13 protein-coding genes are annotated in these 12181 nt (G+C 41.2%); 8 read left to right on the top strand and 5 right to left on the bottom strand.

The window, feature by feature from the left end:
• Nucleotides 1-292 precede the first annotated feature (292 nt).
• From BV375_RS29865 to BV375_RS29885, 5 genes are all read left to right on the top strand, one after another.
• Nucleotides 293-1252 carry a DMT family transporter gene (locus BV375_RS29865; RefSeq protein WP_279432981.1) on the top strand — a complete coding sequence of 320 codons (960 nt, stop codon included), beginning with the start codon at nt 293-295 and terminating at the stop codon, nt 1250-1252.
• Nucleotides 1253-1435: 183 nt separating this feature from the next.
• Nucleotides 1436-2083 carry an HAD hydrolase-like protein gene (locus tag BV375_RS29870; RefSeq protein WP_086767260.1) on the top strand — a complete coding sequence of 216 codons (648 nt, stop codon included), beginning with the start codon at nt 1436-1438 and terminating at the stop codon, nt 2081-2083.
• Nucleotides 2084-2088: 5 nt separating this feature from the next.
• Nucleotides 2089-2598: a GNAT family N-acetyltransferase gene (locus tag BV375_RS29875; protein WP_086767263.1), complete on the top strand. Its 510-nt coding sequence runs from the start codon at nt 2089-2091 to the stop codon at nt 2596-2598.
• A gap of 51 nt (nt 2599-2649) precedes the next feature.
• Entirely contained in the window at nt 2650-3432 is a 783-nt protein-coding gene (locus BV375_RS29880) for a sulfite exporter TauE/SafE family protein (protein ID WP_086767265.1), read from the top strand.
• Between the two features lie 9 nt (nt 3433-3441).
• The gene (locus BV375_RS29885) at nt 3442-4680 is read left to right on the top strand and encodes an MFS transporter (RefSeq protein WP_086767267.1); all 1239 of its coding nucleotides are present in this window, start codon (nt 3442-3444) and stop codon (nt 4678-4680) included.
• 269 nt (nt 4681-4949) lie between these two features.
• On the opposite strand, the gene rppB is transcribed toward BV375_RS29885, so the two are convergent.
• The 5 genes from rppB to BV375_RS29915 all read right to left on the bottom strand — a co-directional run bounded on the left by rppB (nt 4950) and on the right by BV375_RS29915 (nt 9980).
• Nucleotides 4950-6356: a two-component system sensor histidine kinase RppB gene (gene rppB / locus BV375_RS29890; RefSeq protein WP_086767269.1), complete on the bottom strand. Its 1407-nt coding sequence runs from the start codon at nt 6354-6356 to the stop codon at nt 4950-4952.
• Nucleotides 6357-6472: 116 nt separating this feature from the next.
• A complete protein-coding gene (rppA, locus tag BV375_RS29895; RefSeq protein WP_086767271.1) occupies nt 6473-7162 on the bottom strand; it encodes a two-component system response regulator RppA in 690 nt (229 codons plus the stop codon).
• A 50-nt stretch (nt 7163-7212) separates the two neighbouring features.
• Nucleotides 7213-8265: an aliphatic sulfonate ABC transporter substrate-binding protein gene (locus BV375_RS29900; protein WP_086767273.1), complete on the bottom strand. Its 1053-nt coding sequence runs from the start codon at nt 8263-8265 to the stop codon at nt 7213-7215.
• Between the two features lie 701 nt (nt 8266-8966).
• Entirely contained in the window at nt 8967-9194 is a 228-nt protein-coding gene (locus BV375_RS29910) for a hypothetical protein (protein WP_086767277.1), read from the bottom strand.
• Nucleotides 9195-9248: 54 nt separating this feature from the next.
• Nucleotides 9249-9980, bottom strand: coding sequence for an aliphatic sulfonate ABC transporter substrate-binding protein (locus tag BV375_RS29915; protein WP_208099211.1), 732 nt, complete (start codon nt 9978-9980; stop codon nt 9249-9251).
• A 388-nt stretch (nt 9981-10368) separates the two neighbouring features.
• Here BV375_RS29915 and hpxZ point away from each other — a divergent pair, with 388 nt between their 5' ends.
• From hpxZ to BV375_RS29930, 3 genes are read left to right on the top strand one after another with little or no spacing between them, the layout of a single operon-like run.
• Entirely contained in the window at nt 10369-10779 is a 411-nt protein-coding gene (gene hpxZ / locus BV375_RS29920) for an oxalurate catabolism protein HpxZ (RefSeq protein ID WP_086767281.1), read from the top strand.
• Entirely contained in the window at nt 10776-11510 is a 735-nt protein-coding gene (locus tag BV375_RS29925; protein ID WP_086767282.1) for an MBL fold metallo-hydrolase, read from the top strand. Before hpxZ ends, BV375_RS29925 begins: the two co-directional genes overlap by 4 nt.
• A complete protein-coding gene (locus BV375_RS29930) occupies nt 11507-12082 on the top strand; it encodes a class I SAM-dependent methyltransferase (protein WP_086767284.1) in 576 nt (191 codons plus the stop codon). The genes BV375_RS29925 and BV375_RS29930 overlap by 4 nt, the downstream gene beginning before the upstream one ends.
• The last annotated feature ends 99 nt before the right edge of the window (nt 12083-12181 follow it).

The following is a 12181-nucleotide window of genomic DNA, read 5'->3' on the forward strand; positions in this document are numbered from 1 at the left end:
GGAACGAAACCCAACATCCTTAAACCTTGATCTAGTTGGGTTTCACTGCGTTCAAACGCCACTTCACTCAAGTCGGGAAACCCGCCCAGAGTGGCTCCCCAACCTACATTTATTTTCTCTCCCCAAAGTGACGGAAGAGCGTTAACTTGACATCAACTCATGCAAAATTTTAGGGTATAGAGTCTGAATAGCGATGACTTAGCGTTAGGGATATGATCCTCTCAAATGTCTGGTCTGTTATTCCAGTGATTTCAGCAATACAAGCAGGTCTTACAAAGACTTTTTTACCTTGTTGGGCATCCTGACAGTTCTTCTATCCTCCTTTTTCTTGTCATTTCACAACGTTACTGTCCGAGTTTTATTCTCAGAACATCTCGTACTGAGTTTGTTTTTACTCGGTGGCTACGTTAAACCAGATTTTCAGAATTCATTCTTGCTGATGTTTATGCGAATGCTATTAGTAGTTCCACTTATGGCTGCTGTAGCATTCAAATTATATCCATCTGCTCCTAAAGAATTTAAAAGCTTATTCCGAAGGGATCGCCGAAATGTGATGCTCCAAGCCTTTGGCTGTGGAGTACTAATGTTTGTGTATATTACATCACTCTACATTGCTATTGGCTTGATCCCCACAGGAATTGCCCTCACCCTCTTTTTTACCTATCCCGTATTTACAGCCCTACTGTCTTGGAAGTTTTTTGGTGATGCCCCCACATCCTTCAGTTGGCTAGTGATGGGTATTATTCTAGTGGGCAGCGTTCTCACTGTTCCTCAATCTTCTGCTACTGACAGCAGTAATACCATTGCGATCGGCATTTGCGCCAGCGTTATTGCTGGGATATTTAACGCCTGCTATAACGTCCTCGCCCAAAAATGTTTAGAACAATTCCATCCAATTCCTTTTACCTGGATTAGTTTTGCCTCAACTCTACTGCTCTCTGGTGTTAGCTTACTGTTCTTTTCGCCTCCCAGTGCCCAACTTGATTGGACACCTATGTGGATTGGCAGTATTTTTTCGGGTTTAGTGAGTTTTCTCGGACACACTCTCAACAATTTAGGAATTCGCACAATTGGCGCAACTACCGCCTCTATTATTGGTGCTAGCAGTCCAGCTATGACAGCCTTAGTTGCATGGGCAACAATTAGCGAAACGTTAAACGTAATTCAATGTGTGGGGATTGGTATCGTCACATTGGGGATCGCTTTGTTGAGTCGAGAAAAATTTATGCGTAAACGTAGTTCGTCGAATTAGGAGATGTGCTTCGACTCCGCGGTAGTTGAGCGTAGTCGAAACTCACCAACCGGGAGATGAGGGGGACAAGGGAGACAAGGAGAGAAGTCTCTTGCGAGGCTTCCTCCGTACACCGAAGGGGTTGCCGCAGGCATCAGAACTTCGGAGGGACAAGGAAGATAATGCGAGAATAGCAACTACACAATGCCCAATATCCTGTTTGATCTAGATGGAACATTGACAGATGCCAAGCCTAGTATTACTCGTAGTATTCAGTATGCTCTGTTGAAACTTGGTTACACACCGCCAGATGCTGATGAATTGGGTTGGTATATTGGCCCGCCAATTCAAGAGACTTTTTCCCTGCTACTGAAAACTTCAGATGAGACGTTGCTGGCACAGGCTATTTCACTGTATCGCGATCGCTTTTCCACGATTGGATTATTTGAAAATCTTCTTTATCCCCAAATTCCAGCAACCCTCAAAATCCTGCGCGCTGATGGTTATAAAACCTTTGTGGCAACTTCCAAACCCTATATTTATACCATCCGCATTATTGAACATTTTGGCTTAACGTCGCTGTTTGATGGTATTTACGGTAGTGAACTAGATGGAACCCGCAGTGCTAAAGGTGACTTGATTGGTCATATTTTACTGACAGAGAAGCTTTCACCCTCTACCGTGTTCATGGTAGGCGATCGCAAATACGACATGATCGGAGCTAAACGCCATCAAGTTGCAGCAATTGGCGTCACCTATGGCTACGGAACTGAGAAGGAATTGATAACTCACGGTGCTGACTGGATTGCTCATTCTCCAGAAGATATTCCCAAATTGCTTGTTCGTGGCTGAGAACAATGAATTTCACGATTAGAAAAGCAAAAGAATCAGATGCACACGCGATGTCTAACGACAAGCTGCTTCGCATCTACGCTCAAATTATCCGAGAATTGGGTTGGTTTGCATGGGTTAATTCCACCTCCTCCGAAGATGCAATCAAGCAAATCCAGCAGCACATTGCTAGTTGTCATGCAAATGACAGTCACTCAATTTATGTGGCTGGAAATAGGGAAAGTCATGTAATTGGATACGTTGCAGTTCATTGGCTACCTTGTCTGTTTCTTCCCAAACTGCAAGGTTATATCTCCGAGTTATTCATCCAAGAGGCTGTTCGTGGTCAGGGTATCGGTAAAACTCTACTAGCAACCGTCATCTCTGAGGCTGAAAGCCGAGGATATTCAGTGCTGATGTTGCTGAACCACAAAGAGCGAGAATCCTATCAACGGGAATTTTATCGCAAACAGGGCTGGATCGAACGTGAAACTGTTGCCAACTTTATCTACCCGTGCAATGAGCGATCGCCATAATCTGACCTTGAGTTTTGATTTAGCTTGCTCAAACATCCTCTGTATTTGAACATGATTGATCCTCAAAATTTACCTTTACTCCATAGCTTACTTCTATTCACTACTGCTTTCATTGCTGGCGGACTGAATGCTGTAGCAGGTGGAGGGAGTTTTATCACGTTTCCGGCGCTGATTTTTACAGGTGTACCGCCAATTATTGCAAATGCTACAAATAATACCGCAATTTGGGTGGCTGCTCTGGCTACTGCTGGAGCCTACCGTAAAGATTTGGGGATTAAACGGCAAGTTTTTTTACTGTTATGTGGCATAAGCTTCTTAGGTGGAATTATTGGCTCTTTAGCTTTACTCTATACATCGGCAGATGTGTTTAAAAAGCTTATTCCCTATCTATTACTGTCAGCAACCCTAATATTTACCTTTGGCGACGCTATCAGAGGATGGTTTCAGCTTCAGAGTCAGAAGTCAAAGCCGGAGTCTGTACCTATAGTTAATTTGGCTTTAGCGCAATTAGCGATCGCAATTTACGGTGGTTTTTTCGGTGCAGGTTTAGGAATTTTAATGCTAGCAACTCTATCATTTTTAGGTATCAAAAGTATTCATACAATGAATGCCTTTAAAGCGTTTTTAGGAAGCTGCGTTAATGGAATTGCAATTATCCCGTTTATTTTTGCAGGCGTAATTGCTTGGCAACAGGCGATTTTAATGGCAGTGGGTGGTTCTTTGGGTGGATATTTAAGCGCCCATTATGCACGTAAATTTAAACCCCAATTAATTCGGAAATTTGTCATATTTGTTGCCTTCAGTATGACTATCTACTTTTTTGTTCACGGCTAGGGGTGATGTATGGCGACAGACAGCAAACAATCCATGCTCAGTGCTTTTCGTTCCAGAAATTTTAGCCTGTTCTATGCAGGTCAGGCTATTTCTCTGATTGGTACGTCTATGACGCAAGTGGCTACTAGCTGGCTGGTGTATCGCCTCACCGAGTCCGCTTGGTTGCTGGGTGTAGTGGGCTTTGCTAGTCAAATTCCTACACTAGTTTTGATTCCTCTAGGTGGTATTGTCGCCGATCGCTGGAATCGTCACCGCATTTTGCTAGTTACTCAAATTTTGGGGATGCTTCAATCTTGTGCTTTGACGTGGTTAGCGCTCTTCGGTATTATTAACGTTTGGCAGATTGCCTTGCTTGGTATGCTACAAGGAAGCATCAACACCTTTGAAATTCCCACCCGCCAGGCATTTTTACCAGAAACGGTAGGTAAGGAAAATCTTGGTAATGCTATAGCTTTGTATTCTTCTCTTGTCAGTGTTTCTGTAATGGTAGGGCCTGCGATCGCAGGTATGTTGATTGCGGCGGTGGGATCGGGTCTGTGTTTTTTAATTGATAGTATCAGTTATATCGCCGTAATTCTTGCTCTTTTGGCAATGCGGCTGACATCCAAAAAAGCCGTTATCTCCCTACGCAAACCTTTAGAAGAACTGAAAGCGAGTTTTAGCTATACCTTCAGTTTTCTACCAATCCGGTCAGTTGTAATTGGTGCATCTCTAGTCTGCTGTATTTGGGGATTTTATTTAGCATTGGGGCCTATCTTTGCCAAAGAAGTCTTACACGGTGGTCCTAACACCTTTGGTTTTTTAATGACAGCTTCCAGTTTAGGAACATTAATTGGTGGTATCTACTTGAGTAGGCATAAGAACGCAGTGGAGTTGGGAAAAGTCTTAGTATTCGGGACAGCGATTATGGGGGTAAGCTTGTTCGGCTTCGCTTTGTCTCAGTTTTTATGGCTGTCGCTATTCTCAATATTCGTAGCTGGTTTCGGCTTTATTTTACAAATTATTGCTGGTCGTACAATACTTCAGTTGCTAGTAACCGATGAGAATCGCGGACAAATCACAGGGCTTTATGTCATGGCATCTACAGGAGGCGCATTACCCATAGGCAACTTAGTGGCTGGTACACTGGCAAGTAGCATTGGTGCTGCTAATACTATGATTCTTGGTGCTAGTCTCTGTATCGTAGGATCGCTGTTCTTTATGCGGCAAATATCCGCTTTGCGTGAGCAAATAATTCGGAGTTCGTAACTAGGTAACAACAATGACTACAGTAAATGACTTAATTATCTGTCTCGCATTCTTTACTTCCGCAATATTAGACCTGAATCCTTACTTGATTTAGAAACATTTCACCCCATTTTAAAATATTAAAAGCTATATACTGATTAAGACTAATTTGGATGGGTTCGCCTTGCTAGATAAATCTGACTGCTATACATGGAGTTTGCATAATATATAAGAAGGACGTGTATGGCAAATTATACTTAGTATGATGACCTAGTTAGGGTTTCCAAATATTAATGCTGCAAAGGAAGCTTGACTGTAAAGGTACTGCCTTTGTTGAGCTGACTTTGTACTTGAATACTACCTCTATGCGCTCTGGCGATCGCACAAGCAAGAGCTAATCCTAATCCAGATCCTCCAGAAGCACGAGAACGGTCTCGATCGATACGGTAGAAGCGACCAAAAATGCTACTTTGATGCTCTGGAGCAATACCAATTCCTGTGTCTTGTACAATAATGAAGGCGTAGCGTAGGCGCGTTCGCCCTTGGCGTTGCCGCAGGCTAGCGACTTGTCGTGAGACATCGCCTCTTTGTAGAGTCACTGTAACTTGTCCACCATTGGGTGTAGCTTGAATGCCATTAATAATCAAGTTAGAAAATAAGCGATAAAGTTGTTCTTCATTGCCTAGAATGCAAAGTTTTTTCGGTGTTTGCACTTGTTGTACTAGCTTGACTTGAGCTTCAATCGCTAGAAATGCCAATTCTTCTACTAAATCACTAATTAAATCATTCAGACAACATAAGCAGTATTCTCCTGCCAACTGATGCTGATCTAGCCTCGCCAACAGCAATAAATCTCCTACCAATTTGGATAGCCTAGCATTCTGCCGCTTAATCACTTGCAAAGTTTTACTTATTGGCTCAGACAACAAATCTGAACCTGATTGTCCATGCAATTTAAAAGCAGCATCAATAGTAGCGTGCATTGCTGCTAAGGGAGTACGAAATTCATGAGCAGCATCGCCTGTAAACTGTTCCATTTGTTGATAAGAGCGATAAACAGGCTGCATTGCATTACTAGCTAAATACCAACTGCAAATAGCAATGATAATCATGGTTACAGGCCAACCCAACAATAAAGCCAATCTCAAGGTAGCAAGATGCTGATCTAGGTCTTTCAAGCTTCGCCCTACTTGCATGTAGCCTGTAAACTGAGATTGGGTACGTAGTCTTAAACTAATTTGACGGTATCGTATGCCCGATGTGTCTATTAGCGTTTGCCGACGTATTTCTGCGGAAGCGATGGGTAATTGTTCAAGTTGCACTCCTGCTACAGTAAGTGGTCTTTGTGACTGATCTAATAAACGCAGATAGTAATTAACCGGATCTGCCACATTGCTAAGTGATTGTTGGATTCCTGTTGTTTGAGATAACAGACAATCAGCTTGAGTTAAGCAAACATCTAAAGAAAGTTGTTTAGCAAGTTGCTTTAATTGTTTGGGTTTTCCCCAAACAGGTTCAATACTTTTATGCAGTGCCTTGGCTACTGACTCTAAACCTTGGTCTATGGTTTCATGATAAGCATGAGCAACAATTTGATAAACTCCTAGACCAGACACACCCAAAATACAGCCCATCACCAGCGCATACCAAGCTGCCAACCGAAGGCGAGTCAGATAGAAGAGTTCGTTACGTTCCACGCGCAAAGATTAGGAATTGGGGACTGGGGAAGAAGCAGAGGGGCAGAGGAGACACGGTGACAATATGACATAGAGAATTTTTCCCCGCGTCACCCTTCCAATAGCCCTATGCTCTTTCAAACCTTAAGGCGATATCCTACACCATAAATGGTTTCAATTAAAGACTCACTGTTATCTTCTCCGAGTTTGCGTCTAAGTAAGCGAATTTGTGCTGCTACTACGTTACTCATGGGTTCTGCACCAATTTCCCAAAGCTGATTTATGAGTTGGTTTCGAGTGACAATCTGGTTTGGATGTTTCATTAAATGTTCCAGCAATTGAAATTCTTTGATAGTCAATGAGTTTACTAACTTATTACCATTAGGATACTGGCGAGTCACTTCATGGGTGCTGTAGTTAAGGGTAATGGCACCTAATTGCAAGTGGCGAGATTGAATTTGAGGACATCGCCGCCGTAATGCCCGCAATCTTGCTAGCAATTCTGGCATATCAAAAGGCTTCACCAAATAGTCATCGGCACCGCTATCTAGGCCGATAATCTTTTCTTCCATCCGATCTTTTGCGGTCAGCATTAACACAGGCAAAGGATTGTTTTGCGATCGCAGTTTCTTACACAAATCTAACCCAGAAATTCCCGGTAGCATCCAATCAAAAATCGCTAATTTGTACTGAGTCCATCCACTTGTTAAGTATTGCCATGCTTGATCCCCATCTAGAAACCAGTCAACTACGTATGCCTCATGACCTAGCACTTCTTTGACTGCTGTGCCTAAATCTGGTTCATCTTCGACTAAAATAAGCCGCATAACTAATTCAAAATTGAAAATAGCCTACAAAAAGCACCCAATTATTCATGTTATCGCTGACTAACAACAGAGGCTGGTGTTATTGCTGCATATTGTTCAGAAGTCAGTAATACTTCTTTAATATCTAGAGGTTTGGGTAACAACCCTTCTTTATAAAAGTAATCAATAACTCGCTGTTGTGTCTTAATGCGCTCAGAATCTATGGGACTGAGTTGAAAAGATGAACGGCTATTCACCTTTTCTTGGATGTCCAAGTCAAGTTTTGTTTCAGGTACAAGCAGCTTTGCTACCTCTTTGGGATGCTCATCTGCCCACTTACCAATCTTTTGGATTTCTTCAATGACAATCCTTAACAACTGTGGATTTTCTTCGGAAAACTTCCGAGCGCCGATATAATATCCACCTGGAAGATCGAACCCTTCAGAATCTCGCAATATCCGAACTTTATTCTGTTTCTCGGCAATACTCAAAGCTGGATCGTAACCAACCCAGACAGGAATTTTACCTTGGATAAATGCACTAGCAGCTTCCACGTTAGGGATGCTGACAGGTTGAATGTCACTGTATTTCAGACCTGCTTCTTCTAAAGCTCGAAGCACAAAATAATGAGTGCCAGATCCTTTCTGAAAAACTACCTTTTGACCTTTAATCTCCTTAAAGTCTTTAATTGGCGAAGAGGGAGGCACTGCAAACGCATAGAATCTTCCAACTGGAGGTACGCGACCCACAAGATAAACAATATCGGCTCCTGCTGCTTGAGCGAATATTGGTGGAGTATTCCCAACCGATCCTAAATCGACTCTACCAACGTTCATCCCTTCCATTAGTTGTGGCCCTTGAGTAAATTGCAGCCACTGTACTTTGACTCCCAAAGGTTCTAGGCGTTTTTCTAAAACACCAGATACTCTGACTAAATCACCTGCTTGTTGATAGCCTACTCGCAACACATTGATCTTAATCCCACTGGCAGACGTACTTATTGTAGAAGTACCAGATGTTTGTTTTGTAGTACAACTACCCAGAGCAAATGAAGTAGATAACCCTAACAAGCTTGCTGTACTAACCTGGAGAAAGCGCCGACGAGTGTTAAATAGTCTATTCATAGTGGCAAAAATTGAAAATTATTTACAAAAAAAGGGCAGAGAGCAGAAATTAAAAAGTGTATCAAAATATAAATAAAAACTTTAGTTATAGGTTTAGAGCAACAGTTTAAACCAATAATTATACTGAGACTGCTTGCAGCGAAGTATAAAACATCTACTTTTCAATCCCACACTTTTAAAGGTGGATTACCTTCTGCCTTCTGAAAGGTTTATGGTTTAGCTATCACAGTTTTTGGTGTAACTTTGGCATAGTATTCTGGTGACAAAACTACTTTGCTAGGGTCAATCTTTTTAGGCAACAAACCTAAGTCGTAATACATATCAGCAACTTTTTGCTGAGTAGCAATAACTTCGTTTGTAATTGGACGCAGACTATACTTTTGCCGACTAGCATATTCCCCCTTTTTAAGGGCAGGGCTGTTTCATTCCCTAAAAGGTTCGCAAACGCAAGGGTTCAGGAGATAAAAAACAAGCAAGGCATTCCATTTTAAGTATCAAAATGGTCACCAATTTATGACTTTTGCCCTGATATTTATCGCCAATCATATTGACAAAATACATATCATTACGAATGAAACGGCCCTGCTTTTTAAGGGGGGGTTAGGGGGATCGATAAGTGCCAAAAATAACAGCCACCAACTTTTCAAACAACCTCTTAATCTAACTAATCCGCAAACTGTTAAAATAATCTGCTCATAAGTTTACTGTTTAGATGTCAATTGTTGAGGTGTAATTTTGGCATATTCTTCTGGTGATAAAATCACTTCTTTAATATCAATTTTTTTAGGTAAAAGTTTCAAATCATAGTACATATCAGCAATTTGTTGTTGTTTTGCAACTATTTCATTTGTAATTGGCAACAGACCATAGTCGAGACGAGTATGAACTTTTTCTAAAGTATTTACATCTATGCCTACTTCTTTGGACAATAACTGTGCTAACTCACGAGGATTATTTTTTGACCATTTTTCAGCCTTTTGTACTTACTCTAAAAATGCTTTGATAATTTCAGGATGCTCTTTGGCGAAATGGCGTGTTGTAGAGTAAAAACCACCAATATCTCTAAGACCTGTGCCATCTCTGAGAATCCGACCAATACCTTTTTCTTCTACACGAGTTATGTACGGTTCCCAAGTAATCCAAGCATCAACTTTGGCTTGACTAAAAGCAACATTAGCATCAGGTGGGGGTAAATAAATAGGAGTAACATCGCTCAATTTTAAACCCACTTCTTTTAATGCCTGAATTATTATATATTGAGCTACAGAAGCTTTTTGCAAAGCAATTTTTTTACCTTTAAGATCGACAACACTTTTAATAGAGGAATTTTTGGGTACAACGAAAGCAACACCTTTAGGACTCGGTTGTGTTGTAGATATATAAACTAAAGGTGTTCCTGCTGCTTGAGCAAAGATAACAGGAGACTCTGCGGTTGAAGTAATATCAAGACTATTGGCATTTAATGCTTCTAATGATTGAGGCCCAGCAGCAAATTCATGCCAAGTTACAGAATCTCCCTCTGCTTTTAGGCGTTTTTCTAAAGTTCCTTGTTTTCTGACTACAGCAAGAGGGCCAAGCTTAGAGTAAACTATACGAACTGTTGTTGGCTTTTTCTCACTTGTGGTTGAAGCTTTTTGACTAGTTTGAGGTTGTGGATTACAACCAACCAATGTAATTAGTAGCGATCCTAAACTTAAAGTGATAAATAAAGACACATTTCGTCTCGCGCTATATGAAATAAGCATAACTAATCAGTCAGTAAGTTGATACATATAGTTTTTTCCCTAAAAATGAAAAAGACATGAAATTTTTATACCTCTAAAGATAGATGTATATATAAAAAAATATGCTTATGAGTTTTTGGCGTTGCTGAATCTGAAATGATTCAGCCTAATTTGTACACTTTGGTAGCTCCGCCAGATCCACCTCAATCCTGTTAATAATTATTTTAAAACTTGACTAAATACGTGTATTTATCGGAGAATAAATATTGCTTATACTAATGGGGAGATCGACCCTTGAGTAATGCAAACTTGGCACTCAAGAAAATCACCACCGAAGATTAGTTGAACAGTTTTCTTTTTGCCTTACTTTTGAGTCTTTATGCCAAAACTGGATGTTCCCAATGACCCTGCTGTTGTAGCTGAAGTAACTGCTTTATACCTCAAGTACGAAGAAGCTTTAACTAACAACAATTTAGAGGTGATGGATAGTTTATTTTGGGATGCACCAGACGTAGTGCGCTTTGGTATAGCAGAAAACCTTTATGGTAGTGAAGAGATTCGCAATTTTCGCGCCTCTCGACCTAACCCAAAAATTGAGCGAGAAATTTCCAATCTCAAAGTTGTGGCCTTTGGAAAAGATACAGCAACTGTAACTCTAGAATTTCGTCGCATTATAAATGGTGTAGAACGTTTTGGGAGACAAAGCCAAACATGGTACAGATTTCCTCAAGGATGGAAGGTAGTTTCTGCCCATGTTTCGTTGTTACCCGTGGGAGCAGCACAACCATGACTAACATTACCGAAATTGCTCCGGATATCTATCGCATCTCCACCTATGTGGCACAAATAGATATGCAATTCATCCAGTTTTTGGTTAAGGATGAAGAACCATTATTGTTTCATACGGGTTTGAAGGGGATGTTTCCTCTGGTACAGGATGCGGTAGCAAAGATTATCGATCCCTCACAGATTCGTTGGATTAGCTTTAGCCATTTTGAAGCAGATGAATGTGGATCGCTCAATGAATGGCTAACTATTGCACCAAATGCTCAGACAGTTTGTAGTGCGATCGCAGCTTTTGTTAGTGTAGATGATTTTGCCATCCGTCCGTCCAAAACTTTGGCACACAATCAAGTTTTAAACACTGGAAAATATAACTTTCAATTTCAACAGACACCACAAGTACCACACGGTTGGGACGCAGGATTGTTATTTGAAACCACCCATAAGACGCTGTTGTGTTCAGATTTATTTCATCAGTTTGGAGATGTAGAGCCAGTAACGGAGTCTGATGTAATTGGGCGTTTTCGTCAAACCATTGTTAATTACGAAGCAAGTCCCTTTCCTAATTACATCCCTTACACAACATATAGCGATTCCATTCTCCAAGATTTAGCTGCACTCAAGCCACGAACCCTAGCGACAATGCACGGTTCAACCTTTGTGGGGGATGGCGAACGTGCATTGCAAGATTTAGCTGTGACGCTGCATGAAGTATTGGTGTTGAAGGAGAAGAGATGACAGATGAAAGCACCTCTATTCCATTATTAGTGCAAAAAGCGCAATCGCTGGCTACACAAATCGAGTTTACCCAATCCTCGCTCCCAGAAGTGGGTCGTTTGTTGCACGTCCTCACCAGCCACATCAGACAAGGTAGAATTGGTGAAATTGGTACTGGATGCGGCGTTGGTACAGCGTGGATTGTTAGTGCTTTACATCCAGATACTACATGTATTACGATTGAAATTGATTCTCAGCTTGCCACACTTGCACAACAGCTATTTGCAGACAATTCAAATGTCCGCGTACTTCAAGGAGACTGGCACGATTTACTTACCGATGCACCTTTTGATTTATTATTTGCCGATGGTGGAAAAGCAAAACTCACTGAACCCCAAACATTGATAAATGCTCTCAAGTTTGGAGGTTTGATAGTACTAGACGATCTCACACCTGAAGAGTACTGGCCCCCAGAATGGCAAGGACGAACAGATCCCATAAGAGAATTTTGGTTGAAAGATCCTCGCATTGCTGCTATTGAGATTCGTGTTACAGCAAAAAATGCCGTAATTCTAGCCACGCGCATTCAATAGACTTCTTGCAAAAGTCATAATTTTCGCGTTCTCCTTTGCGCCTTTGCGTGAGTCAAAAAAATATTTATGCAAGAGGTTTAATGAATTACAAATAAAAGA

It is taken from the genome of Nostoc sp. 106C (assembly GCF_002154725.1).
GTDB lineage: Bacteria > Cyanobacteriota > Cyanobacteriia > Cyanobacteriales > Nostocaceae > Aulosira.